We start from the raw sequence: 24,778 nt of genomic DNA, 5'->3' as shown, positions 1-24,778 counted from the left end.
GACGGGCGGCATGGTAACAAGGCCGCATGCGGCACTGACGGGGTTTGAACGTGGCAGCTGACAAGGTCGATCCGATCCACCAGTTCCATATCAACAAGCTGATACCGATCGATATCGGCGGCTACGACTTGTCCTTTACCAATTCGGCGCTGTTCATGGTCGCGACCGTGGTCGTCGCCGCGGCGTTCCTGTTTCTGACGACGTCGAGCCGCAGCCTCGTTCCCGGCCGGCTGCAATCGATCTCCGAAATGGCCTATGAGTTCGTCGGCAACATGTTGCGCGACGCCGCCGGCACGCAGGGCATGAAGTTCTTTCCCTTCGTGTTTTCCCTGTTCATGTTCGTGCTGGTCGCCAACCTGCTTGGCCTGTTCCCGTATTTCTTCACCGTCACCAGCCACATCATCGTCACCTTCGGCCTCGCCGTCTTGGTTATCGGCACCGTGATTGTCTACGGTTTCGGCAAGCACGGCCTTGGTTTCCTCAAGCTGTTCGTGCCGCAAGGCGTGCCGGTGTTCCTGCTGCCGCTGGTGGTGCTGATCGAAGTGATCTCCTTCGTCTCGCGCCCTGTCAGCCTCTCGGTTCGTCTGTTCGCCAACATGCTCGCCGGGCACATCACGCTGAAGGTCTTCTCCGGCTTCGTCGTCAGCCTCTCGGCGCTGGGCGCGGTCGGCGTCGCTGGCTCGGTGCTGCCGCTGGCGATGGCCGTGGCGTTGACCGCGCTCGAACTGCTGGTCGCCTTCCTTCAGGCCTATGTCTTCGCGGTGCTGACCTGCATGTATCTCAACGACGCCCTGCACCCGGGGCACTGATAAAAAATTTCCGGCGCAAGAGTTTTCAACATTGCCGCCGGAATGGAATCGCAACGGAATTTCAGATCCAAAGGAGTTGAACAAATGGACGTAGAAGCAGCAAAGTACATCGGCGCCGGCATCGCTTGCCTCGGCATGGGCGGCGCGGGCATTGGCCTCGGCAACATCTTCGGCAGCTATCTCTCGGGCGCGCTGCGCAACCCGTCGGCCGCCGATGGCCAGTTCGGCCGTCTGATCTTCGGCTTCGCCGTGACCGAAGCTCTGGGCATCTTCTCGCTTCTCATCGCGCTGCTGGCCCTGTTCGGCTGAGCCCCTGTTTGGCTGAGCCGCTATTTGGCTAAGCTATGGGAAGATTGGACAGGCCGGCCGCGAGAGCGGCGGGTCTGATATCAGGGGATAGTCCATGTTCGTGACATCTGCCTTTGCGCAAGAGTCCGCGCCTGCCACCGAGGCTGGCCACGCTGCGACGGAAGGCGACACGCATTCCGGCACCAGCGTGCCTGCCGAAGCTCATGGCATGTTTCCGCCATTCGATCCGGCGACGTTTCCGTCGCAGCTTCTTTGGCTGGCGATCACGTTCGGGCTCTTCTACCTCTTCCTGAAAAGGGTGGTGGTGCCGCGCGTCGGCGGCATCATCGATGTCCGCAACGACCGTATCAGCCAGGATCTCGATCAGGCCGCGAAGTTGAAGGGCGAGGCCGACGCCGCCGTTGCTGCTTACGAGCAGGAGCTGGCGGAAGCCAAGAAAAACGCCAACGCCATCGGCCAGCAGGCCAATGACGCGGCCAAGGCGGAAGCCGAGACCGCGCGCAAGAAGATCGAGGCCGCGCTCGACGAGAAGCTCGGCGAGGCCGAGGCGCGCATTTCTTCCATCAAGGCCAACGCCATGAAGGAAGTCGGCAGCATCGCCGAGGACACTGCCTCGGCGATCGTCGAGGCGCTGGTCGGCGGCAAGGCCAGCAAGGCCGAGATTGCGGCCGCGGTCAAGTCCGTGGCCGGGTGAGGAGCGCATCATGGACGCCACATCTCTTGCAACGCTCTGGGCCACGATCGCCCTGGTCATCTTTTTGGGTATCGCCATCTACATCAAGGTGCCCCGCCTGATCGCCAAGGCGCTCGATGCCCGCGCCGCCAGGATCAGCAGCGAGCTTGACGAGGCGCGCAGGCTGCGCGAGGAGGCCCAGCAGTTGCTTGGCCAATACCAGCGCAAGCGCAAGGAAGCCGAGCAGGAGGCCGCGGACATCGTCGCCGCGGCCAAGCGCGAAGCCGAACTGCTCGCCGCCGAGGCGCACAAGAAGACCGAGGACTACGTCGCGCGGCGCACCGCTCTTGCCGAACAGAAGATCGGCCAGGCCGAGCGCGAGGCGATCGGCGAAGTGCGCGCCAGCGCCGTCGACATCGCCGTCGAAGCCGCTCGCACGCTGCTCGCCGGCAAGATCGACGCCAAGGCGGGAGCCGACCTGTTCAAGACCTCGCTCGCCGATGTGAAGGCGAAGCTGAACTGAGTTGAAAACAACAGAAATGAAAAAAGCCGCCTGGGAAACCCGGCGGCTTTTTTGTTGTGGCGCGGAGGTCAACGCTGCCGATCTCCCCTCTCGTGGGGGAGATGCCCGGCAGGGCAGAGGGGGGCGCGAAGGAACGCCAGCGCTCGATTCAAAATCAGCTGAATTGGGTGCCGATAGTGCAGGGAACCTGGGCAAGACTAACTGATAGGCTGGAGGGACAGCGCCCCCCTCTGTCCTGCCGGACGTCTCCCCCACGAGGGGGGAGATTGGCTGTCACCGCCGCTTTCGCCAATCCTACCAACGCAAGATAGATCGAGCCGCCCTAATCCAGCCCGGCGAAGCTCTCTTCTTCCACCACCTCGGCACCTTCAAGCCTGAATGGCGCGAACGACACGCGGTGCAGCCGCGCCACCGGCCCGTGCGTCTCGATCGCGGTGCGATGGCGGACCGTGGCATAGCCCATATGCACTTCGAAGCCATAGTGCTGGTGATGGCTGCCGCAGCCGCACATCATGCGGTCGCGCATCACCTTGGCGACGATCGAGGCGGCGGCGATGGATTGCGAGCGCTGGTCGCCCTTGATCAGCGCGCGCCCCGTGCAAGGCAGGCCCGGCGGCACGTCGCGCCCATCGGCAAGCGCGAGCTTCGGCTGCACCGGCAGGCCGGCGACCGCACGGCGCATCGCCTCCAGGCTCGCCTTGAGGATGTTGCTGCCGTCAATGCCCTCGGCGCTGACCGAGGCCATCGACACGCCGAGCGCGGAGCCGATGATGCGCACGAACAGCGCCTCGCGCTGCAAATGGCTGAGCCGTTTGGAATCGTCGAGGCCGTCGGGGATGTTGGCAGGGTCGAGCACGACCGCAGCCGCCACCACCGGTCCGGCCAGCGGGCCGCGTCCGGCCTCGTCCATCCCCGCGACCGGCCACAGGCCTTCGGCCATCGCCTTCGTCTCGAAGGAGAAATCGGGTTTCTCGACGATTTCGAAGAGAGGCGGAGAATCAGAACGCGCGCGAGCCATGTTGCGGCGAGGTTCGCATCGGCTCTGATTCTCCGCAAGTCCCTCCGGGTCGGGTGGGGCGCCGGACCGGGAGGGCACCGTCTGCAGGCCGGGGCAGGCCGGACGGGATTTTTTCGCCACGGCGGCAAACAGCCGCGGTCGTTCAAAGCAGCATCAACTGCTCCTGGTCCTTGCCGGCGGCGACGAACTGGTCGGTCCGCAGCGTGCGCCGCTCGGCATTGAGACCGAGCCGCTTGGCGGTGATTTCGAAGCGCCGGCCGATCTGCCAGGCGTAAGGACCCGCGCCCTTCATGCGCTTGCCCCATTCCGAATCGTAATCCTTGCCCTCGCGCATCGAGCGGATCAGCGACATCACATGGCGATAGCGGTCGGGATAGTGGCGCAGCAGCCAGTCCTTGAAGATCGGGCTGACCTCGAGCGGCAGGCGCAGCACGACATAGCCCGCCTCGCGTGCGCCGGCATGGTGCGCCGAATCGAGGATGCGTTCCATCTCCTGATCGGTCAGCCCGGGGATGATCGGCGCCACCATGACCGAAGCAGGGATGCCGGCATCCGCAAGCTGCCTGATCGCCTCCAGCCGCTTGGCCGGCGTCGAGGCGCGTGGCTCCATGGTGCGCGCCAGCATGCGGTCGAGCGTGGTCACCGACAACGCCACCTTGGCGAGGCCCCGTTCAGCCATGCGTGACAAGATGTCGATATCGCGCGTCACCAGGGCGGATTTGGTGACGATGCCGACCGGGTGGCCGCGCGCCTCCAGCACTTCGAGGATCTCGCGCATGATCCGATACTGCTTCTCGATCGGCTGGTAGGGATCGGTATTGGTGCCGATGGCGATGGTTCGCGGCTGGTAACCGTCCTTCGACAGTTCCTTGTCGAGCAGGCGCGCCGCGTCGGGCTTGGCGAACAGTTTGGATTCGAAATCCAGCCCCGGCGACAGGCCCATGAAACTGTGCGTCGGCCGCGCAAAGCAATAGACGCAGCCATGCTCGCAGCCGCGATAGGGATTGATCGAGCGGTCGAAGGAGATGTCGGGCGATTCATTGCGGGTGATTATGGTACGCGGCTTCTCGACCTGCACCTCGGTCTTGAAGGGAGGCAGTTCCTCCAGCGAGTTCCAGCCATCGTCGAAGACATGCCGGCTGACCGGCTCGAACCGGCCGGACGGGTTGATGCCTGCCGACCGGCCGCGGTTGCGGTCCGGACGCACGCGCATGCCGCTCTGCTCGATCATCGCGTTGGCCATTTCGGCTCGTCCTGCTCCGAAGGCGGCAATGTCGGCGCGCATGATCGGTTCCATCTTCGCCCGCTCCCAAGGACTGTCCATGTTGTTTCGAATCGCTCTGTTCATGAATTTAATCCTATTTGCCGAACGAGAACAAAGCAAGAACTTTCTATGGTGCGCCGCAAAAACTGGCGCTGCGTTCCGCTTTCCGCTATTCGGCAAATGATGCTCACCGTTCTCATAGAGACCCACAATGACGAGGAGGGCCTCGCTCGCACCTTGGCGACGCTGATCGGCGGCGCCGTGGAGGGCGTGGTTCGCGAGGTCATCGTCTGCGACGCCGGTTCCACCGACCAGACCCATCGCGTCGCCGAGCATGCCGGGTGCCAGTATGCGACCGACGGCGTCGCGGCGGCCATCCGGCACGCGAAGGGCGATTGGCTGTTGCTGCTGGAACCGGGCGCGCGGCTGGTCGACGGATGGATCGACGAGGTCGTTGCGCATACAGCGAGGCAAACCATGGCGGCGCGGTTTTCACGCACACGCGCCGGCCGCGCGCCATTCCTGGCCCGTATCTTCTCGGGAAACCGTGCCTTGGCCGACGGGCTGCTGATCAGCAAGCGCCAGGCCACATCCTTGTCGAAAAGAGCCGGCAGCGCCGAGGCTCTCGCTCGCGGCCTGGCGACCAAGCGGCTGGATGCCGAAATCTGGGCCGCTCCGGCAAAACAAGAGCACCGCCCGTCCAAATGATTTTGCAGCTGCTCTGTCTACGTGCGTTGCACATGTGACGCGCAGCTAGCTTCCGATCACGCGGGTGCCGGCGCGCAGGCCGCGGCTGATGATGGAAGTGGTTTCGGTGTCTCGCGGTCCTCGCGCCGGTGCTTCCACGGCGAGCCGGTCATTCGCTAAAACGCATCTCCACAGGCATCCAGCGAAGACGACGTCTGGCTTGACGCTGTGTCTTGCTTTCCGCGTCGTAGTCGACCGGGATCGGTTCCTGACTGAACGACCTTTGATCGTCCAGGGCGTTGATGATGACGATTGCCCTGGCATCGTCCTCTCCGGCGATTGCGGCGGTATAGACACCGCATTCACCGCAGATCAGGTAGTCGGCCGTCCCTAATCCAAAACGGTATTTCTTCAATCGCTGGATGTCCTTGACTGAGATGACCAATCTGCCGTCCGGATCGGCGACGGCGCGCGAGCCATGCTTGGTACAGAACGAGCACTGGCAGGCGCGAACCTCGATTTTCGATGGATCGAGCTCGGTTGAAAATCGAAGGCGTATGTTGCCGCAATGGCACCCGCCATTATGCACTGTCATCGCGTCCGCCCGTCTTCAACGGCGATGGCCGCCGCCGCGAGACGATACGTCCTGCCGCATCCGGTTTGGAATGGTCTTTCGAAGGCGAAGGCGGTGTTCTGCCTGGCAAACGCGGCGTGAAACCAGCGCCTTGCCTCGGCTTTCACGGAGCCGACATGCCGCGCCGCAGGTGCTCGTCCAGGCGCGGCATGATCTCGACGAAGTTGCAGGGCATGTGCCGGTAGTCGAGCTGCGCCTTCAAGATGCCGTCCCAGGCATCCTTGCAGGCGCCGGGCGAGCCCGGCAGCACGAAGACGAAGGTGGCGTTGACGACGCCGCCGGTCGCCCGGCTCTGGATCGTGGAGGTGCCGATCTTGTCGTAGGAAATGCGGTGGAACACCTCGGAAAAACCATCCATGCGCTTTTCGAAGATCGGCTCCAGCGCGTCCGGCGTCACGTCGCGCCCGGTGAAGCCGGTGCCGCCGGTGGTGATGACCACATCGATCCCATCATCCTTCGACCAGCCGAGCACCTTGTTGCGGATCTTGTCTCCATCGTCGGTGACGATATCGCGGGCGGCAAGGATGTGGCCGGCTTCCGCGATGCGGTCGGCCAGCGTCTGGCCGGACCTGTCGTCGGCAAGGCTGCGCGTGTCGGAAACGGTCAGCACCGCGATGCGGACCGGAATGAAGGAACGGCTCTCGTCAGTCCTGGCCATGGGCATCTGCCTCCGCCGTCATGCTGCGGGTCGCGGCGACGAACCAGTCGGGTTGCCGGGCACGGATGTCGGCGGCCGCGCGCTTGGCGACGTTGCCGGTCTCGAACAGGCCGAAGCACGTGGCGCCGGAACCCGACATGCGGGCAAAACCGGCCCCGGCCTTGTTCAGCACCGAAAGTGCCTTGCCGATAGCGGGCTCGATGGCGCGGGCCGCCGGCTCGAGATCGTTGCGCGTTATCTCCAGCCAGTTGCGCAGGCCGTGGAAGTCGACCACGCGCGGCAGCGGCGGCAGCGGATCATTGTCGCGCCGCGACAGCGCGTTGAATACGTCGGCCGTCGAGACCGCCTTGCCGGGATTGACCAGCACCAGTCCGAGCGCCGAGAAATCAGGCACGATCGACAGCACCTCGCCGATGCCGCGTGCAATCAGCGGCCTGGCCGCCAGGCACATGGGAATGTCGGCGCCGAGCGAAAGCCCGATCCGCGCCAGCGCGGCATCGTCGATGTCGAGTTGCCAGCCCGCCGCAAGCCCGCGCAGAACGGCTGCCGCATCGCTCGACCCGCCGCCGACGCCGGAAGCTACCGGCAGGTTCTTTTCAAGCTTGATGGCGACCGGCGGCGTGCCGCGAGGACCGGCTGCCTGCCGCAGCGCGTCACGCGCCCTGAGCACCAGATTGCTGCCGTCGACGGGAACATCCGGAGCGTAGCGGCCGGACACGCTGAAATCGTCTCGCTCGGCAAGCGCGATCTCGATCCTGTCGCCAAAGCGCGTGAACACCGCCAGGCTTTCGATCAGATGATACCCGTCATCGCGCCTGCCGGTGACATGCAGAGCGAGGTTTATCTTGGCGGGCGCCGGCCACATCCGGACGCGCTGGCCGGATTCCAGGCTCTCGATTGCGAGTGAAATGAGGATCAGTCCTTGGCCAGCCGGTACTCGCCGGTCTTCGGATCCTTCACCAGCGTTCCCATCGCGCCGTTTGCCGTCTGCTTTTCGGTGCGCCGCACCTTGGCGGTTACGCGCTCGGCCTCGCGGATGAAGGTGCGGTAGCCAAAATAAGCGGCGATCCCGACGACGGCGAAGAAAATGATCTGCGGCATATCAAAACTCCTCCCACGCTGGGCCGGCGAAGGGCGGCCGGTCGGGTCGGTTGGCGCATGTCGTCCAAAGGCGGTTTCTGGAGAAAAACGACATGCATGGAACTTCGAGGTTCATGCTAGACGGTTTTGCCAGGTTTTCAAAGCCCGAAGCGCGCCCACAGAGCGCGCTCTTGCGCCGCATCGATCACGCCGCCGGTGGCAGCGGCGGCAATATCGGGCGCCGAAAATCCCTTGCTCGAGCCGAACAGCCCGAAGCGGCCGAACAAACCGCGCGGCGCCGAGATCAGCTTGAGTTGGGTTTTCGCCCCGAACCGCGTCTTGAGCACGGATCGCATGTCGCCGAGCGCATCGACAAGCCCAAGCTCCAGGCCGCGCTTTCCGGTCCAGAACAGGCCGGTGAACAGGTCGGGATCGTCCTTGAGCTTGGTGCCGCGCCGCTCCTTGACCAGATCGATGAAGGTTTCATGCACTTCGAGCTGCAGCGCCTTCAGCCGTTCGATGTCTTCCTTCTTCTCGGGCTTGAATGGATCAAGCACCGACTTGTTCTGGCCAGCGGTGTGGACGCGGCGCTCGACGCCGATCTTCTTCATCAGCTCCGGGAAGCCGAACGAAGCCGAGACCACGCCGATCGAGCCGACGATGGATGATGGATCGGCGAAAATCTCGTCGCCGGCGACCGCGATCATGTAGCCGCCCGAGGCAGCGACGTCCTCGACGAAGACCAGCACCTTTCTGTTCTTCTCGATCGCCAGGTCGCGGATACGCTTGAAGATCAGCCGCGACTGCACCGGCGAGCCGCCGGGCGAATTGATGGAGATGGCGATGGCAGGCGCGTCGAAGGAAAACGCCTTTTCGATCAGCCCGGCGGTGGAGGCAAGCGACAGGCTGGGACGGAACGGGCCGCCGCCCGCCAGGATGGTGCCGTGCAACCGGATAACCGGAATGGTGACGACCGTGGAACGCCAGGATTTCGGCAGCAGGCGGTTGAAAAGGCGTTTCACTGAGGTCGATCTCCGCTCGATGGGTTGCCAGCATGTAGGAATTTCAAGGCCAACGGCAATGCCGCGGCCATCGCGGCCCGGTTGTGTTCAATCTCCGAACAAGGAGGCGAGGCCGTTGTTGATCATCTCCGTCCGTTCCGACGGGCCGTCACCCGTCTGCGCGTGAAGCATCAAAGGCGGCCGGATAGCGAGTTTGCCGCGCGCCCCGAGCGTTGCCCTGACGATGATGCGGATCGCCGCGGCATCGGGGCGGGGATGCACGGCCAGCATCTCGGCGTCGCCGAAACGGCCCGCGATCGCATCGAGAAGCGAACCGAGTTGCTCGGGCCGCGCGATGATGGCAAGCCCGCCGCGCGGCCTGACCACCGCTGCGGCACTGCGGATCCAGCCCTCTAACAGCCCGTCCTCCATGACATGCGCTTCCTTTCTCAAGCGCTCGGGCGTGGCGCGGTCCTGCGCGGCGTTGAAGGGCGGATTCATGATGACGAAATCGAAATCATTGTCGCCGAGGCCGGCCGCCGTCCTGGCGCGGCCCGAAAGCGCGACATTGGCGACGAGCACCGAAGCGCGGTCGACGAGGTGAGCGTTGCCGGGATGCGCGAGCGTGGCCGCGGCGAAAGCCGCCATTTCCGGCGCGCGTTCGACCAGCACGGCCCGGGCCGTCGGGCAGCGCGCCAGAACGGCAAGTGCCGCGGCACCGGCGCCGGCGCCGAAATCGGCGAGACGCCCGCCGAAGGAGGACGGCACGGCAGCCGCCAGCATCATGGCGTCCATGCCGGCGCGATGGCCGCCATGCTTGGGCTGCACCAGCCAGAACCGGCCGCGATGGAAGGCATCGACCGTGTGGGCTGGCGTGTCCGGGGCGAGGGCGGCTGGCGCAGCGGACATTATTTTTGGCGGATCTCGTTGGCGATGCCGGCATCCGTCAGGATGCGCCGCGCCGCGTCAGCCTTGTCGGCGTCGACCATGACGCGCCGCGGCAGGATGCCGAGCGAGCCGTCGAGCACGCTCATATTCTGGTCGGCCACGAAGCAGCCGATGCCGGCATCGCGCATCAGCGATTCGACGAAGGAGATGATGACCGCGTCGTTGGTGCGAATGAGCTCTATCATCGGACGAAACTCTCAGTTTGCCGCGTTCATGTAAACGCATGCGAGGCCCGAAACCAGAGAAGCCGCGCCAATTCGCCACTTGCCGTGGCCGCGTTCGCCGCCCTAGAGTCCGTAACGGAACTAAGGGTGCCGTCGCACGCGTTACATCAGACGGGAGAGTTTGTCGTGGGTGTCGTTCTCAACATCGAAAACGGAAAGCGGGAACCCGCCTCCATCAAGGATCTGATCGACCTGACGGCGGCCGACATGGGGCGCGTCAACGAATTGATCCTGTCGAAGGCCGGATCCGATGTCGAGATGATCCCGGAGGTCGCCAACCACTTGATCTCGTCGGGCGGCAAGCGGCTCAGGCCAATGCTGACGCTCGCCGCCGCACAGATGTTCGGCTATGCCGGCGAGGGCCACGTCAAGCTCGCCACATCGGTCGAGTTCATGCACACGGCGACGCTGCTCCACGACGACGTCGTCGACGAGAGCGGCATGCGACGCGGCAAGAAGACGGCCCGCATGATCTGGGGCAACCAGGCGAGCGTGCTGGTCGGCGACTTCCTGCTTGGCCAGGCATTCCGCATGATGGTCGATGTCGGTTCGCTGGAGGCGCTCGACATCCTGTCGAGCGCGGCCTCGATCATCGCCGAGGGCGAGGTCATGCAGCTTGCCGCCGCCAAGAACCTGGAGACCACCGAGGACGAGCATTTCGCCGTCATCAAGGCCAAGACCGCGGCCCTTTTCTCGGCTGCCGCCGAGGTCGGCCCCGTCATCGCCCAGGCGACGCGCAACGACCGCGCCGCCTTGCGCTCCTACGGCATGAATCTCGGGCTCGCCTTCCAGCTGATCGACGATGCGCTGGACTATGGCGGCACCAGCAAGGATCTGGGCAAGAATGTCGGCGACGATTTTCGCGAGGGCAAGGTGACGCTGCCGGTCATTCTCGCCTACCGGCGCGGCAGCAAGGCCGAGCGCACCTTCTGGAAGCGGGCCATCGAGGACAATGTCACCGATGACGCCGGCCTCGGAAAGGCGATCGGGCTGATGACCCACCACGGCGCGATCGCCGACACGATCGGGCGCGCCCGTCATTTCGGCGAGATCGCCCGCGACGCGCTGGCGCCGCTGGAGGCGACGCCGCAGAAATCGGCGCTGATCGACGTCATCGACTTCTGCATCAGCCGGGTGAACTGAGCCGCTGCCTTTCACGCAGCTCTCCTCTGGCTCGTGCTGGGGAGAAATCCGTGAATCCTTCTCCGCCGCCTCGACAAGCTGCCCGGCTGCAAATTATCTATAAAACATGGCAAAGGGCACGGACGACACCATCGCGGTGCGCATCGGCAAGGTTCTGGCGGATCGCATCATCTCGGGCGCGATCGAGCCGGGCGCCCGGTTGCGGCAGGACCATGTCGCCGAGGAGTTTAACACCAGCCATGTGCCCGTGCGCGAGGCCTTTCGCCGCCTCGAGGCGCAAGGCCTCGCCGTCAGCGAACCGCGCCGCGGCGTGCGCGTGGCGGCTTTCGACCTCGGCGAGGTCAAGGAGGTCGCCGAAATGCGGGCGGCGCTCGAAGTGCTGGCGCTGCGCCACGCGGCGCCGCATCTGACCTCCGCTATTCTCGATCGGGCCGAGGAGGCCAGCAAGGCCGGCGACAAATCCCTGGACGTCAGGTCGTGGGAAGAAGCCAACCGCGCCTTTCACCGGTTGATCCTGACGCCATGCGGCATGTCGCGTCTTCTCGCCACCATCGATGACCTGCACGCCGCAAGCGCCCGTTTCCTGTTCGCCGCATGGCGTTCGGAATGGGAGACCCGTACCGACCAGGACCACCGGGCGATATTGGCCGCCTTGCGGCAGGGCAACACCGAATCGGCCGCGGCGACATTGGGGCGGCACGTGCAATGGATTGGCCGCAAGCCGGTCAGGACAGCCTCCGGCACCACGCGAGAGGCCTTCGCGATCGTGGGCTAACCGCCTTGCGCAAGGCATGCCTTGCCATCGTCCGAAAATTGTGGCTTCGATAATAGATCGAAGGCAAAAATTATCTATAATTTTGGATCGACCAAGGGAGCCCCTATGACCGACATCGCGTTCTCGTCCGCAAAACCGTCCTTCAGCCCGCTCCGGCTTCAGGAGCGATCGCTCGGCTGGCAGGCGGGCGCCGTCGTGCTCGGCACCCTGTTCCTGGCGCTGTCCTCCTACATCCAGGTGCCGATGGTGCCGGTTCCGGTGACGATGCAGACCTTTGCCGTGACGCTGGTCGGCGCGCTCTACGGCTGGCGGCTGGGCGCGATCACCATCGCCGCCTGGCTGGCCGAGGGTGCGGTCTGGCCGGCGGGGCTGCCGGCGTACAACATTTCATTGGCCCGACGGGCGGCTATCTCTTCGCCTTCCCGGTTGTCGGCGCACTGGTCGGCTGGCTGGCGGAGCGCGGCTGGAACGGCGGCAGGGTCGTGCTTGCCTTTGCCGCCATGCTGCTCGGCAACCTGCTGTGCCTAGCCCTTGGCACGGCGTGGCTCGCCGTCATCATCGGCGCCGAGAAGGCTGTTGCCTTCGGCTTCCTGCCGTTTGTCCTCGGTGGCCTGCTCAAGTCGGCGCTTGGCGCCGCCACGCTGATGGCGCTCCCGCGCGGCAAGGCGAAATAGCGCCAGCCGTGACGATAAGGCTGCGCGCTCATCACCTCCTTTGCCTGCTCACCTATGTGGGCAAGGGATACAGCCCCGCATTCACGGCCAACTACGACGGTATCGCGCAGCGCCTTGGCCGGGGCGAGGACATACTGGTCGTGTCCGGCCCGGACGACATCTGCGCACCGTTGCTGGATGAACAGGAGTCACATTGCCTGCGGGACAGCGCCGCCGAGCGGGACCGGCTTGCCGCCCACGATGCCGGCGCCTTGCTCGGGCGACCAATCCGGGCCGGTGCGCGCCTCGATCCCGGTGCGGACATGCTGGCGCGGATGCGGCAGGCCTTCTCGGCCGGCCTCACGCGCGAGGCCTGCCGAGGCTGTGAATGGAGCGGCCTGTGCAGCGCGGTGGCGTCAGGCGGATATCAGGGCGCGCGCCTGCGGCCCTCCGGTCTTCCGGGCACTCCTGACGCCGATGCGCCGGTTTCGGGCTGAAAGCCGTTCTTTGCCGGCATGGTTTGTTAATCGGGTGACCCGATTGTGAATTCGAGGCGGATTGAAGCGTGACCCCAAAAAGGCCATGCTTTTCTCCGAAAGATCGAATCTACGTCGATCCCGCTGACGCGGAGATGGCGCCTGGCTGAAAGGGATACGATGCAGCAGGGACGTGCGCGCTGGCTGACAAGGCTGGCACTTGTGACGGGCATGGCGATTTCGGCGCTGCCGGCCTATGCCAAGCAGACCACCGAACCGGTGAAGATCACATCTTTCTCGGGAGCCTATCTGGCTGCCCGGATCGCCGAGGGTGACAACGACCTGGATAGTGCCATTGCCTACTACAAGCAGGCCCTGGCCTTCGATCCAAGCGATACGGGCCTGCAGCAGAGTCTGATGCTGTCGCTGATCGCGCAAGGCCGCTTCGACGAATCCCTTGTCTATGCCGACAAGCTCAAGGAAGTTCCCGACGTCGAACGGTTCTCGCGCCTGGCGCTGGCGGTCGATTCCTTCCACAAGAAGGATTTTTCCAAGGCGCAGTATTGGTTGAAGCTGTCGCTGGAATCCGATCTCGACCGGCTGATCTCCGGCGTCATGTCCGGCTGGGCCCAAGAGGGCGCCGGCGACCCCAGCGAGGCGATGGCATCCATCGACAAGCTGCAGGGGCCGGACTGGTTCGGCCTGTTCAAATCCTTCCACCGCGCACTGATCGCCGACGCGTCCAACATGCCTGAGAAGGCCGACGCGATCTACGCCGCGACCATGCAGGACACCGCCGCCGGCAGCGCGGCTCCCGAAACATGGATGCGCAATGCGCAGGCCTATGCCTCGTTCCTGGCCCGCAAGGGCGACACGGCCAAGGCGGTATCGGTGCTCGACCAGGCCGAGGCGTTTTCGCCGGGCAAGCTGGAAATTGTCGCCTTGCGCGACAGGATCAGCAAGGGCGACAAGATCCCGCCCTTCATAGCCGGCCCATCCGACGGCGCCTCCGAGATATTGCTCGATCTGGCAACCGCGCTCAATCGCGGCGGCGGTGAGCCTTTCGTCAGGCTCTATCTGCAATATGCGCTGGCGCTGAAACCCGACAGCGATGCCGCCCTGGTGCAGCTTGCCGCCGTTTCCGAACAGCTGAAGGACGGCGAGGGGGCCATCGCGCTCTACCGACGGATACCGGATACCTCGCCGCTGAAGGAGCTTTCGGACTTACAGCTTGGCCTCAACCTGGCCGATCTCGATCGCCATGACGAGGCGATCACGCATCTGAAGGCCTTCGTCGATAAGCATCCCAACGACATGCGCGCCTATCTGGCGCTTGGTGGGGTCTATTCGTCGAAGGAGGATTTCCGTTCCGCCGCCAATCTCTACGACAAGGCCGTCGAGGCGCTGAAGACGCCGACCGCCGCCAACTGGAATATCTTCTACCAGCGGGGCATCGCCTATGAGCGGCTGAAGGAATGGCCGAAGGCCGAGCCGAATTTCCGCAAGGCGCTGGAATTGCAGCCCGACCAGCCGCAGGTGCTGAACTATCTCGGCTATTCCTGGGTCGACATGAATATGAACCTGAAGGAAGGCCTGGCGATGATACAGAAGGCCGTCGATCTCAGGCCGAGCGACGGTTACATCGTCGACTCGCTGGGCTGGGCCTATTTCCGCCTCGGCAGGTACGATGACGCGGTGCGCGAAATGGAACGCGCGGTGTCGCTGAAGCCGGAAGATCCGGTGCTGAACGACCATCTCGGCGACGCCTATTGGCGCGTCGGCCGCAAGCTGGAAGCCACCTTCCAGTGGAACCAGGCGCGCGACCTGAAGCCGGATCCCGACGTGCTTGCCGCCTTGCAGCAGAAGCTGATGAAGGGACTGCCGCCGATCGAGTCCAACACGGCGCAGGAAACCCCCAAGGTCAAGCCGGCACCGGCTGCGCCGAAGGGCTAAGATGAAATGATGTTGCTCGCGAACGGGGCCCTTGTCGGGCTCCGTTTTCGTTGGCAGCCGTGTCAGAACAGCTTGCGGTAGACGACGAAGCCCGAGCGTTCGCCGATCCTGTCGTAGAGCTTCATGGCGGTGTGATTGGTCTCGTGCGTCAGCCAGTAGACCCGGCCCGAACCGGCCGCCTGCGCCCGCTCGTAGACGCCCTCGATGAGAGCCCGGCCGATGCCCTTGCCGCGCAAGGTCTCGTCGGTGAAAAGATCCTGCAGATAGCAGTTCGGCGCGACCGCCGTGGTGCTGCGGTGGAAGAGGTAGTGCACGAGGCCGACGAGCCGTCCTTCACTTTCGGCAACCAGCGCATGCACCGGCTCATAGGCGTCGAAGAAGCGCGACCATGTCATGGCGGTGATCTCGCTTGCCAGCGCCGTCTCGCCCGAGCGCCCGTAAAACGCGTTGTAGCCGTCCCACAGCGGCAGCCATTGCGCGAAATCCTGGCGCGTGACCGGGCGGACGGTGATGGAGTTGGGCATGGCTGACCTGTTGTCTGGCGAGACGGAGTTGTGAGCGTTCACCAGAAGGCACGTGCTCATCGCCGGCAATGGGCCAGCCGCTCGCAAAGCTTTCGACATGCCTCGCGACGCCCGCGCCTTGCTTGACGCTTCGCCGCCGTGTCTCTAGGACGGGGCCGCAAGTCAGCCCTTGCAGCCGAGGCCACCGTGACGATTGAAATCCCCGCCCATATGCATCCCAGCCGCTCCTTTCAGGGGCTGATCCTGACTCTGCACAATTACTGGGCGGACTATGGCTGCGTGATCCTCCAGCCCTACGACATGGAGGTCGGTGCCGGCACCTTCCATCCGGCCACGACGCTGCGGGCGCTTGGACCGAGGCGCTGGAACGCCGCCTACGTCCAGCCTTCGCGCCGCCCCAAGGACGGCCGCTACGGAGAGAATCCGAACCGGCTGCAGCACTACTACCAGTATCAGGTGATCCTGAAGCCCAATCCGCCCAATCTGCAGGAGCTCTATCTCGGCTCTTTGGCGGCGATCGGCATCGACCCGCTGCTGCATGACATCCGCTTTGTCGAAGACGATTGGGAAAGCCCGACGCTGGGCGCCTGGGGCCTTGGCTGGGAATGCTGGTGCGACGGCATGGAGGTGTCGCAGTTCACCTACTTCCAGCAGGTCTGCGGCATCGAATGCGCGCCGGTTGCGGGCGAGCTCACTTATGGTCTGGAACGGCTGGCCATGTATGTGCAGGGCGTCGACAATGTCTACGACCTCAATTTCAACGGCCGCGACGGCGCCGACAAGGTCACCTACGGCGATGTCTTCCTGCAGGCCGAGCAGGAATATTCGCGTCACAATTTCGAATACGCCGACACGACGATGCTGCTGCGCCACTTCGACGATGCCGAGGCCGAATGCAAGGCACTGCTCGATGCCGGTGCGCCCGCATCGAACGACAATCTGCCTGTGCACCGCATGGTGTTTCCCGCCTACGACCAGTGCATCAAGGCCAGTCACGTCTTCAACCTGCTCGACGCGCGCGGCGTGATCTCCGTCACCGAGCGGCAGAGCTACATCCTGCGCGTGCGCAATCTGGCGAAAGCCTGTGGCGAGGCGTTCTTGAAGACGCAGGCCGGCGGATTGGCGGCCTGATCTCAGGCACCCTCCCTCATCAAATCGAGGGAAGCGTTGATCGGCGATAGAATCTGGCCGCTCGGGCCGGCTATTATGCGCAATGCTTGGCGCACGCCCGGCATCGAGAAGGCGCCATGGGCCTGAGCGGTGAAGCAGGCGCTGAGCGCCAGGATTTGCAAAAGTCTGGATACCGTTTTCATGGTCGTTCAGCCAATAGCTCTCTGCCTGAGCGTGGGTCGCTTCAGCGCTGCGTTCGGTTCATGGAAATCTTTGATCCAAGGACGGGTGGGATCATCCCGTCCCGACAGGACGCCCAAAATTTCTGGAAAGGGTGACAGCGGCCAGCCGAGTTGCTATGGCCTCTTTACCTCCCCCTGGATGGGGGAGGTCGCCGCGAAGCGGCGGGTGGGGGTGACAGCGCGACTTCTCATGCCGAAACTCGATCGGTTCAAACTGCGGTCGGTGCAACGGCTTCGTGCGGCGATGACCGACGAAGAACGCATCTTGTGGCGGCACCTATGGCGCATCCCGGTGGAAAGGCACTCATTTCGCAAGCAGGCGTCGGTCGGTATTTACTTCCCTGATTTCATCTCGCACCGCCTGAAGCTGATCGTCGAGGTGGACGGCGCTCACCACAGTTTCGATCGTCAGCAACGACACGACGAAATTCGGACAAAATGGTTCGAAAGTCAGGGCTATCGTGTCATCCGTTTCTGGAACCACGAAATCAAAAACGAACTGGATTCCGTGCTCGATACGATCTATGCGGCGGTGGAAGAACGAAAATCAGACCTTCGCCCGTCAGACGCCGAAGGCGCTTGAGATTGAGACGCCGCCACCCCACCCCGGCGCTGACGCGCCGACCCTCCCCATCGAGGGGAGGGTGAGGAGCTATCCATGCCTGACCTGCTTCTAGAACTTCGCTCCGAGGAAATCCCGGCCCAGCCGCGCGCCCGCAGCGCCGGAGGCGCGAGGACGCGCGAACAGGAAAATGGCATGCGGGCGGAGACACTCTGATGCCGGACCTTTTGCTCGAACTTCGCTCCGAGGAAATCCCGGCCCAGCCGCGCGCCCGCAACGCCGGAGGCACGAGGACGCGCGAACAGGAAAATGGCATGCGGGCGGAGACACTCTGATGCCGGATCTTTTGCTCGAACTTCGCTCCGAGGAAATCCCGGCCCGCATGCAGCGCAAGGCGGCGGGCGATCTGAGGAAGATGCTGACCGACGGCCTGGTCGAGGCAGGGCTGACCTACGAGGCGGCGCGCGAGTACTGGACACCGCGGCGACTGGCGCTCGACATCAGGGGCCTGACCGCGCGCTCGAAGGATATCCGCGAGGAGATCAAGGGGCCGTCGACGACGGCGCCGGAACAGGCGGTCCAGGGCTTCCTGCGCAAGGCCGGGCTTTCCTCGGTCGCCGAGGCACACGTCCATTCCGACCCGAAGAAAGGCGATTTCTACGTCGCCCATGTCTCGAAGCCGGGCAGGGCGGCGGAAGAGATCATCGCCGGACTGGTGCCTGACATCATCCGCAATTTCCCGTGGCCGAAATCGATGCGTTGGGGGCCGGCCTCGGCCAAGCCCGGCTCGCTGCGCTGGGTACGGCCGCTGCAATCGATCCTGTGCACCTTCGGTCCGGAAACCGAGGAGCCGGTCGTGGTCGATTTCGAGATCGACGGCATCCGTTCGGGCAATGTCACTTACGGCCACCGCTTTCACGCGCCCGGCGAAATCACCGTGCGCCGCTTCGACGATTATGTAAGCAAGCTGGAAGCGGCCAAGGTCGTGCTCGACGCCGACCGGCGCAAGGAGATCATCCTTGCCGATGCCCGCAACCTCGCTTTCGCCAACGGGCTGGATCTGGTCGAGGACGAGGGGCTTTTGGAAGAGGTGTCCGGGCTGGTGGAATGGCCCGTGGTGCTGATGGGCGCGTTCGAAGACGCTTTCCTGGCCATTCCGGCCGAGGTGATCCGCCTGACCATCCGCGCCAACCAGAAGTGCTTTGTGACGCGGCCGCAGGGGCAAGGCGATACGCTTTCCAACCGCTTCATCCTCACCGCCAATATCGAGGCTAGTGACGGCGGCAAGGAGATCGCCCACGGCAACGGCAAGGTGGTGCGCGCGCGCCTCTCCGACGCGCTCTATTTCTGGACGACCGACCAGGGCGATCTGCCTGATCTCGCTGAGATCGAGGGGTCGGCGAAAAAGTTCGGGCTTGACCTGAAGAAGCCTCTCGACCAGCGCATCGCGCGCCTCGACCACCTCAATGTGACCTTCCATGCCAAGCTTGGCACGCAGGGCGCGCGCGTGGAGCGGATCAGGCGATTGGCGGAGGAACTGGCGCCGCTCGTCGGCGCCGATCCCGCGCTCGCCGCTCGCGCCGCGGTTCTCGCCAAGGCCGATCTGACCACCGAAGTCGTCGGCGAGTTCCCGGAATTGCAGGGCGCCATGGGCCGCAAATACGCGTTGCTCCAGGGCGAGCATTCGTCCGTGGCCGCAGCCATCGAAGAGCACTACAAACCGCAGGGGCCGTCCGATTACGTGCCGAGCGATCCGGTGTCGATCGCCGTCGCGCTCGCCGACAAGCTGGATACGCTTGTCGGCTTCTGGGCCATCGATGAAAAGCCGACCGGTTCAAAGGATCCCTATGCACTGCGTCGGGCGGCGCTTGGCGTCATTAGGGTATTGATCGAGAACAGAATTCAGTTGAGCATTGTCGGCATCGCAGAGTCTCACATTCCTTCGGTCCATCAGTCGATAAAGAGCGCCCAAAGTGGAGTGATGGGACGAGGAATGCGAGAGTTCAAAGGTGGGCGGGTTGGCGCTGAAGTGCTCGACCTTCTCGCCTTCTTCCACGACCGCCTGAAAGTCTACCTCCGCGATCAGGGCGCCCGCCACGACCTCATCGACGCGGTCATCACGCCGCAGTCCGACGACCTCTTGCAGATCGTGCGCCGTGTCGAGGCGCTGGGCTCCTTCCTCGACACCGAGGACGGCAAGAACCTGCTTGCCGGCACCAAGCGTGCGGCCAATATTTTGGCTGCCGAGGAAAAGAAGAAAACCGCGATCGCCGAAACCGTCGAGCCGGCGCTGTTCCGCGACGATGCCGAGAAGTCGTTGTTCGCGGCGGTGAATCAGGCCGAGAGGCAAGCCGGCGAAGCGATTCAAAACGAAGACTTTTCCGCCGCCATGCTGGCGCTTAGCGTTTTGCGCGAACCGGTTGATTCATTCTTTGAACGCGTTCTCGTGAATGATGAGGATCAGGCCGTGCGCGCCAATCGATTGGCGCTGCTCGCCCGCATCCGCGCGGCCACCGACCAGGTCGCGGATTTCTCCAAGATCGCGGGCTAAAGAGACTTCAGGCGGCGACACTCGTCCACGGCGCAAAAGCGGCCGTCCGGCAATGGTGCCGGGCGCCGGATCGACGTCAAGACAGCCGCTACTTGAGCTTGCCGACCCCAGGGACGGGCTGCTGCGCTGCCGCCGCCGGCGCGGCTGCCGGTGATGTCGCCGGGATCTTCTGCCCATTCGCCGCCGGTGCCGCCGAAGCGGTGGCGGTTGCAGGGGCAGTGGCCGGCGCCTTGGCCTGCGTGGGCGTCGAGAAGGCGCTGCCGACGATACCGCCGCGAATGATCGTCGGGTTTTGCAGGAAGCCGTGCCGCGCCTCAGGCGCGTTCGGGATCGCCGCCACCTTTTCATAGGTGACGTCAGGGTCGCCGAGCTCGGTGACCGACCGCGTATCGCCTGCCTGGGCAGCGTCGGCTGCCTTCAGCGCGACAATGGACGGCGTTGCGGACGGCGCTCCAGGAAAGACCAGTGACGAGGCCTGGGCCCCGCCGGCCATCGCCGCCAGAGTTACACCCAGCGTTCCCCAAATACGCACAGACACGATGAAAGCTCCCCATTACCCGGAAGCCGCACGATAGCGGGTCGGAATTGATGCCGGCTTTCGCGGAACCGTAGCATTTTAGGGATTGTTAAATCGCCAAGGGCCGGGCTTGCCCCTTGAACGCCATCGTACTACGCAGCCGGCATTCGTGAGGTGACCAGAGTGGCTGAAATTCTTGCCGTCGGCGAGGCGATGGAACGGGCATTGGCGCTGCTTGAAAGCGGCGAGGTGGTCGCCATCCCGACCGAGACCGTCTATGGGCTCGCCGGCGACGCCACCAACGGCATTGGCGTGGCGCGTATCTTCGAGGCCAAGGGTCGGCCGCGCTTCAACCCTCTGATCGCCCATGTCACCGATATGGCGATGGCCGAGCGCATTGCTTTGTTCGATCCGCTGTCGAGGAAATTGGCGCTTGCGTTCTGGCCGGGTCCTTTGACGCTGGTGCTGCCGCATCGGCCCGGCAACGGCATTCATCCGCTGGTCAGCGCCGGGCTCGACACGATCGCCTTGCGCATGCCGAGGGGCTTTGGCGGCGACCTGATTGCAAGGCTCGGCCGGCCGCTTGCGGCTCCCAGCGCCAATTCCTCCGGCAGGATCAGCGCGACGACGGCGCAAGCCGTGGCGGCTGATCTCGGCGCACGCATAAAGCTGGTCGTCGATGGCGGGGCGACGCCGGTCGGGCTGGAATCGACCATCGTCAAGGCCGAAGAGGGAAAATTGCGTCTGCTGAGGCCCGGCGGCATTGCCGCCGAGGAAATCGAGGCGGTCGTCGGCATGGAGCTGTTGCGCGGCGCCGACGCCGGTGTCGAGGCGCCGGGCATGCTTGCCTCGCACTATGCGCCTGACGCCGCGGTGCGGCTCAACGCCGGGACGGTCGGCGAAGACGAGGCGCTGCTGGCCTTCGGCAAACGTCGCGCCGAAGGCTGGCAAAAGGCGGCCGCCTGGCTCAATCTGTCCGAGGCTGGCGACCTGCGCGAAGCGGCGAGCAATCTTTTCGCCTACATGCAGCAACTCGATCGCAGCGGCGCTCGGACCATCGCCGTCGAACCGGTTCCCTTCGACGGGCTCGGCGAAGCGATCAACGATCGGCTTTCACGTGCCGCCGCGCCGCGTGACAATAGCTTGCCGCCAACATAGTTTCGCGCACATGACCGACATCGCCGAGATTCCCGACACCGCTCTCATCGACCGCTTCGCGGCGATCGTTGGCGAGAAATACGCATTGCGCGACCAGCGCGATATAGCACCCTACATCACCGAACGGCGCGGGCTGTGGCATGGCGCGACATCGCTTGTGCTGCGGCCAGGCAGCGTCGAGGAGGTCAGCCGGATCATGCGGCTGGCGACCGAGACGGGGACGCCAATCGTGCCGCAGAGCGGCAATACCGGGCTGGTCGGCGCCCAGGTGCCGGACAGGTCCGGCCGTGAGATCGTGCTGTCCCTGTCGCGGCTGAACCGCATCCGCGAGATCGATGCCTTGTCCAACACCGTGACGGCGGAGGCCGGCGTCATCTTGCAGACGTTGCAGGAAGCGGCCGATGCCGCCGACCGGCTGTTTCCGCTGTCGCTGGCCGCGCAGGGCTCCTGCCAGATCGGCGGTAATCTTTCCTCCAATGCCGGCGGCACCGGCGTGCTGGCCTATGGCAATGCGCGCGAGCTTTGCCTGGGCATCGAGGTGGTGCTGCCGACGGGCGAGGTGTTCGACGATCTGCGCAAGCTGAAGAAGGACAATACCGGCTACGACCTCAAGAACCTGTTCGTCGGCGCCGAAGGCACACTCGGCATCATCACGGCCGCGGTGCTGAAGCTGTTCCCGAAGCCGAAAGGTCGCGAGGTTGCGTTCGTCGGCCTGCCGTCGGCCGAGGCGGCGCTGTCGCTGTTCAGCCTGGCGACGGACCGCGCCGGCGCCGCGCTCACCGCCTTCGAACTGATCGGCAGCCGGCCCTACGATTTCACGCTGGCGCATGCCCAGGGCGTGGTGCGGCCGCTGGCGCAGGATTGGCCGTGGTATGTGCTGATGCAGATCTCGTCCGGCCGTTCACCGGAAGATGCCAGGGCTTTGATCGAGGACGTGCTCGGGGCCGGGCTGGAACAGGAAGTCGTCGGCGATGCGGTGATCGCGGCCAGCCTTGCGCAAGGCGATGCCTTCTGGAATTTTCGCGAGGTGCTGCCCGACGCGCAGAAGCCCGAGGGCGCCTCGATCAAGCATGACATTTCGGTCCCGGTGGCATCGATCCCACGTTTCATCGAAGAGGCCGCCGGCGCGGTGGCTTCGGTCAGCCCCGGAGCACGCGTGGTCTGCTTCGGCCATATGGGCGACGGCAATCTCCACTATAACATCTCGCGGCCCATCGACGGCGACGACCAGGCGTTCCTCGATCTCTACCACCCCATGAACAAGGCCGTGCACGACGTCGTGCGCTCCTTCCACGGCTCGATCTCGGCCGAGCACGGCATCGGCCAGTTGAAGCGGGACGAACTGATCGCCACCGCCCCGCCGATGGCGATCGACCTGATGCGCAGGGTCAAGCAGGCCTTCGACCCCGCCGGCATCATGAATCCTGGTAAGGTTATCTGATCCTTTCGGATTCAAGCGCTCGGTCGCATTCCGATAACCATCCCTGTGATCAGCAAAATTTAACCGACTTTCTTAAGCGCGGCGGTAAGGAGGCCGCGCTACTGTTTCCCCATAACGAGGCCGGGAAAACTGGCCCGGAGAGAACCGGACACCGGCTCTCAGGAGAAACAGGAAGGCATTCAATGAACACTGGACTGAAGCCAGTCTGGGCGGGACGCAACATGCGCCTCGACCCATTCCGCCTGCCGCAGGTGGTAAGCTACGCCACGCGCGACGACTATGGCGACGTGACCTTCACCATCGACCACCGTGGCGCCGTGATCCGCCGCCTGCTCGAGATGAGCGGCGTACCGGCGATCATAGCTCTGCCCGCCAATGCGTTCCGGGGTGTTGCCGCCCGCGCGATGGAGGACCCGGAAGGTAACGTCACGGTGACTTTGGAACTCCTGCACAATGATCCGATGCTTTCGGTGCCGCTGCTGGTGGCAGACGATCTCGACGATGTCGCCGCCGACTGGCGCGCCTGGGCCGACGCCTATCGCCTGCCGATGCTGTTGATCGAATCGGACGGCATCGCCCGCACGCTGGAGGAATCGCTCGGCGCCGCCATCAAGACGCTGCCGCCGCAGGACCGCCGCAAGGGCCGCGTTTCGACCATGCGCCGCCCGCGCTTCCTCGCCCGCCGCAGGGCGGGTGACCTCGGTCTCAGGCTGGTGATCGGCGGCGAGGAGATCATTGCGCGCGAATAGGCTGAAATTCTGTCTGGAAGGCTGGCGCCGGCTGGCGCCACCTTCTCTCCGTAAACGGGGAGAAGGAAAAGAAAACTACACCAGTGGCTTCAGCGCCACCCACAGCGCGCCGCCGATGAGGCCGAGGAAGATCAGCCAGCCGACCTGGCTGTTCGACCTGAACAGCCGCAGGCATTGATCCGGATTGTCGATATCCAGCACCAGGATCTGCCGCGCCATGTGGGCGCCGGCGGCGATAAGTCCGGCCAGAGCCACGACAGGGGCCTGCGCTGACGCGAAGGCGATGGCGAAGCAGACAAGCGCGCCGCCGTAAAGCCCGGCCAGCCACGACTTGGTATTGTCGCCGAACAGGCGCGCGGTCGAGCGTACGCCGACGATGGCGTCGTCTTCCTTGTCCTGGTGCGCATAGATCGTGTCGTAGCCGATCACCCACAGGATCGAGCCGAGATAGAGCATGACGGCCGGCCCGTCGAGGTCGCCGAACTCAACCGCCCATCCCATCAGCGCGCCCCAGGAAAAGGCAAGGCCGAGAACCAGTTGCGGCCAGTTGGTGATCCGCTTCATGAATGGATAGATGGCGACAATGGCCAGCGAGCAGACGCCGAGCAGGACGGCGAAGCTGTTGAACTGCAAGAGCACGGCAAGTCCGACCAGTGCCTGCAGGATGACAAACAGCCACGCCCCACGCCGCGTGACCTTGCCCGACGGAAGCGGCCGCGAGCGCGTGCGCTCGACCTGATTGTCGATGTCTTCGTCAGCCAAGTCGTTGTAGGTGCAGCCGGCGCCGCGCATGGCGATGGCGCCGGCCAGGAACAGCACGAGATACAAGGGCGCCGGCAGCAGTGAAAGCAGCGGATCGCCCGGGCGCGGGTAGGCGCTGGCCGCGAGAGCCGCGGACCACCAGCACGGCCACAAAAGCAACTGCCAGCCGATCGGCCGGTCCCATCGGGCAAGCTGTGCGTAGGGCCATATCGGCCGCGGCAGCACGCGGTAGACCCAATGGCCGTTCGGCGCGTCGGCGACGCGGCCCTGGGCTGCTTTCGACTGAACCGTTTCCATGACGATGGAGTGGCAGCAGCCGCGCAAACCGTCAAGC

Annotated in this window: 27 protein-coding genes and 1 pseudogene; 16 read left to right on the top strand and 12 right to left on the bottom strand. The window is 64.5% G+C overall.

Features of this window, described 5'->3' with window-relative positions:
• The first annotated feature begins 50 nt into the window (after positions 1–50).
• The 4 genes from FJ946_RS03625 to FJ946_RS03610 all read left to right on the top strand — a co-directional run bounded on the left by FJ946_RS03625 (position 51) and on the right by FJ946_RS03610 (position 2,314).
• Positions 51–809 carry a F0F1 ATP synthase subunit A gene (locus tag FJ946_RS03625; RefSeq protein ID WP_140497962.1) on the top strand — a complete coding sequence of 253 codons (759 nt, stop codon included), beginning with the start codon at positions 51–53 and terminating at the stop codon, positions 807–809.
• Positions 810–893: 84 nt separating this feature from the next.
• A complete protein-coding gene (locus FJ946_RS03620) occupies positions 894–1,118 on the top strand; it encodes a F0F1 ATP synthase subunit C (protein ID WP_140497964.1) in 225 nt (74 codons plus the stop codon).
• A 94-nt stretch (positions 1,119–1,212) separates the two neighbouring features.
• Positions 1,213–1,812 (top strand): F0F1 ATP synthase subunit B, encoded by a 600-nt coding sequence (locus tag FJ946_RS03615; protein WP_140497966.1) that lies wholly within the window; start codon positions 1,213–1,215, stop codon positions 1,810–1,812.
• A gap of 10 nt (positions 1,813–1,822) precedes the next feature.
• On the top strand, positions 1,823–2,314 hold the full coding sequence (locus FJ946_RS03610; protein WP_140514758.1) for a F0F1 ATP synthase subunit B: 492 nt from the start codon (positions 1,823–1,825) through the stop codon (positions 2,312–2,314).
• Between the two features lie 322 nt (positions 2,315–2,636).
• On the opposite strand, the gene FJ946_RS03605 is transcribed toward FJ946_RS03610, so the two are convergent.
• The gene (locus FJ946_RS03605) at positions 2,637–3,332 is read right to left on the bottom strand and encodes a ribonuclease HII (RefSeq protein WP_140514759.1); all 696 of its coding nucleotides are present in this window, start codon (positions 3,330–3,332) and stop codon (positions 2,637–2,639) included.
• A gap of 142 nt (positions 3,333–3,474) precedes the next feature.
• A complete protein-coding gene (locus FJ946_RS03600) occupies positions 3,475–4,629 on the bottom strand; it encodes a PA0069 family radical SAM protein (protein ID WP_140514951.1) in 1,155 nt (384 codons plus the stop codon).
• Between the two features lie 150 nt (positions 4,630–4,779).
• Between FJ946_RS03600 and FJ946_RS03595 the strand changes: the two genes are divergently transcribed.
• Positions 4,780–5,304 carry a glycosyltransferase gene (locus tag FJ946_RS03595; RefSeq protein ID WP_140564453.1) on the top strand — a complete coding sequence of 175 codons (525 nt, stop codon included), beginning with the start codon at positions 4,780–4,782 and terminating at the stop codon, positions 5,302–5,304.
• Between the two features lie 148 nt (positions 5,305–5,452).
• On the opposite strand, the gene FJ946_RS03590 is transcribed toward FJ946_RS03595, so the two are convergent.
• The 7 genes from FJ946_RS03590 to FJ946_RS03560 all read right to left on the bottom strand — a co-directional run bounded on the left by FJ946_RS03590 (position 5,453) and on the right by FJ946_RS03560 (position 9,789).
• The gene (locus FJ946_RS03590) at positions 5,453–5,878 is read right to left on the bottom strand and encodes a hypothetical protein (RefSeq protein WP_140564283.1); all 426 of its coding nucleotides are present in this window, start codon (positions 5,876–5,878) and stop codon (positions 5,453–5,455) included.
• A gap of 142 nt (positions 5,879–6,020) precedes the next feature.
• Positions 6,021–6,575 carry a molybdenum cofactor biosynthesis protein B gene (moaB, locus tag FJ946_RS03585; protein ID WP_140564282.1) on the bottom strand — a complete coding sequence of 185 codons (555 nt, stop codon included), beginning with the start codon at positions 6,573–6,575 and terminating at the stop codon, positions 6,021–6,023.
• Complete coding sequence (locus FJ946_RS03580; protein WP_140564281.1) at positions 6,562–7,440, bottom strand: 4-(cytidine 5'-diphospho)-2-C-methyl-D-erythritol kinase; 879 nt, start codon at positions 7,438–7,440, stop codon at positions 6,562–6,564. Before FJ946_RS03580 ends, moaB begins: the two co-directional genes overlap by 14 nt.
• Before the next feature lie 50 nt (positions 7,441–7,490).
• Positions 7,491–7,676 (bottom strand): hypothetical protein, encoded by a 186-nt coding sequence (locus tag FJ946_RS03575; RefSeq protein ID WP_140497980.1) that lies wholly within the window; start codon positions 7,674–7,676, stop codon positions 7,491–7,493.
• 137 nt (positions 7,677–7,813) lie between these two features.
• On the bottom strand, positions 7,814–8,677 hold the full coding sequence (locus FJ946_RS03570) for a S49 family peptidase (RefSeq protein WP_140497982.1): 864 nt from the start codon (positions 8,675–8,677) through the stop codon (positions 7,814–7,816).
• A gap of 87 nt (positions 8,678–8,764) precedes the next feature.
• On the bottom strand, positions 8,765–9,565 hold the full coding sequence (locus FJ946_RS03565; protein ID WP_140564280.1) for a methyltransferase: 801 nt from the start codon (positions 9,563–9,565) through the stop codon (positions 8,765–8,767).
• Entirely contained in the window at positions 9,565–9,789 is a 225-nt protein-coding gene (locus FJ946_RS03560; RefSeq protein WP_135901951.1) for a DUF2007 domain-containing protein, read from the bottom strand. The genes FJ946_RS03565 and FJ946_RS03560 overlap by 1 nt, the downstream gene beginning before the upstream one ends.
• Before the next feature lie 165 nt (positions 9,790–9,954).
• Here FJ946_RS03560 and FJ946_RS03555 point away from each other — a divergent pair, with 165 nt between their 5' ends.
• The 5 genes and pseudogenes from FJ946_RS03555 (at position 9,955) to FJ946_RS03535 (ending at position 14,828) form a co-directional block, all read left to right on the top strand.
• A complete protein-coding gene (locus FJ946_RS03555; protein WP_140497986.1) occupies positions 9,955–10,971 on the top strand; it encodes a polyprenyl synthetase family protein in 1,017 nt (338 codons plus the stop codon).
• 106 nt (positions 10,972–11,077) lie between these two features.
• Positions 11,078–11,746 carry a GntR family transcriptional regulator gene (locus FJ946_RS03550; RefSeq protein ID WP_140547324.1) on the top strand — a complete coding sequence of 223 codons (669 nt, stop codon included), beginning with the start codon at positions 11,078–11,080 and terminating at the stop codon, positions 11,744–11,746.
• A 105-nt stretch (positions 11,747–11,851) separates the two neighbouring features.
• Positions 11,852–12,420 (top strand): annotated as a pseudogene (locus FJ946_RS03545) (biotin transporter BioY).
• Positions 12,421–12,428: 8 nt separating this feature from the next.
• On the top strand, positions 12,429–12,896 hold the full coding sequence (locus FJ946_RS03540) for a DUF1284 domain-containing protein (RefSeq protein ID WP_140564279.1): 468 nt from the start codon (positions 12,429–12,431) through the stop codon (positions 12,894–12,896).
• A gap of 159 nt (positions 12,897–13,055) precedes the next feature.
• Complete coding sequence (locus tag FJ946_RS03535) at positions 13,056–14,828, top strand: tetratricopeptide repeat protein (protein ID WP_140564278.1); 1,773 nt, start codon at positions 13,056–13,058, stop codon at positions 14,826–14,828.
• 62 nt (positions 14,829–14,890) lie between these two features.
• On the opposite strand, the gene FJ946_RS03530 is transcribed toward FJ946_RS03535, so the two are convergent.
• Positions 14,891–15,352, bottom strand: a complete 462-nt coding sequence (locus FJ946_RS03530) for a GNAT family N-acetyltransferase (RefSeq protein ID WP_140498002.1) — start codon at positions 15,350–15,352, stop codon at positions 14,891–14,893.
• Between the two features lie 210 nt (positions 15,353–15,562).
• Here FJ946_RS03530 and FJ946_RS03525 point away from each other — a divergent pair, with 210 nt between their 5' ends.
• The 3 genes from FJ946_RS03525 (at position 15,563) to glyS (ending at position 19,817) form a co-directional block, all read left to right on the top strand.
• Positions 15,563–16,483 (top strand): glycine--tRNA ligase subunit alpha, encoded by a 921-nt coding sequence (locus FJ946_RS03525; protein ID WP_181165179.1) that lies wholly within the window; start codon positions 15,563–15,565, stop codon positions 16,481–16,483.
• 129 nt (positions 16,484–16,612) lie between these two features.
• A complete protein-coding gene (locus FJ946_RS31030; RefSeq protein WP_224617678.1) occupies positions 16,613–17,287 on the top strand; it encodes a DUF559 domain-containing protein in 675 nt (224 codons plus the stop codon).
• Between the two features lie 313 nt (positions 17,288–17,600).
• Positions 17,601–19,817 (top strand): glycine--tRNA ligase subunit beta, encoded by a 2,217-nt coding sequence (gene glyS, locus FJ946_RS03510; RefSeq protein WP_140564277.1) that lies wholly within the window; start codon positions 17,601–17,603, stop codon positions 19,815–19,817.
• 88 nt (positions 19,818–19,905) lie between these two features.
• Here the strand turns inward: glyS and FJ946_RS03505 are convergent, their stop codons facing one another.
• Positions 19,906–20,355, bottom strand: coding sequence for a hypothetical protein (locus FJ946_RS03505; protein ID WP_140564276.1), 450 nt, complete (start codon positions 20,353–20,355; stop codon positions 19,906–19,908).
• 162 nt (positions 20,356–20,517) lie between these two features.
• Between FJ946_RS03505 and FJ946_RS03500 the strand changes: the two genes are divergently transcribed.
• The 3 genes from FJ946_RS03500 (at position 20,518) to FJ946_RS03490 (ending at position 23,682) form a co-directional block, all read left to right on the top strand.
• The gene (locus tag FJ946_RS03500; protein ID WP_140564275.1) at positions 20,518–21,492 is read left to right on the top strand and encodes an L-threonylcarbamoyladenylate synthase; all 975 of its coding nucleotides are present in this window, start codon (positions 20,518–20,520) and stop codon (positions 21,490–21,492) included.
• A gap of 10 nt (positions 21,493–21,502) precedes the next feature.
• The gene (locus FJ946_RS03495; protein WP_140564274.1) at positions 21,503–22,933 is read left to right on the top strand and encodes an FAD-binding oxidoreductase; all 1,431 of its coding nucleotides are present in this window, start codon (positions 21,503–21,505) and stop codon (positions 22,931–22,933) included.
• A 182-nt stretch (positions 22,934–23,115) separates the two neighbouring features.
• Positions 23,116–23,682 (top strand): DUF6101 family protein, encoded by a 567-nt coding sequence (locus tag FJ946_RS03490; protein ID WP_140498020.1) that lies wholly within the window; start codon positions 23,116–23,118, stop codon positions 23,680–23,682.
• Between the two features lie 75 nt (positions 23,683–23,757).
• On the opposite strand, the gene ubiA is transcribed toward FJ946_RS03490, so the two are convergent.
• Complete coding sequence (gene ubiA, locus FJ946_RS03485; protein WP_181167661.1) at positions 23,758–24,741, bottom strand: 4-hydroxybenzoate octaprenyltransferase; 984 nt, start codon at positions 24,739–24,741, stop codon at positions 23,758–23,760.
• Between the last annotated feature and the right edge of the window lie 37 nt (positions 24,742–24,778).

Origin of the sequence: Mesorhizobium sp. B2-4-7 (assembly GCF_006442685.1) — a bacterium.
Lineage (GTDB): Bacteria > Pseudomonadota > Alphaproteobacteria > Rhizobiales > Rhizobiaceae > Mesorhizobium.
Note: the sequence above shows the minus strand (reverse complement) of the source record. Positions and strands in the feature narration are given on the sequence as shown.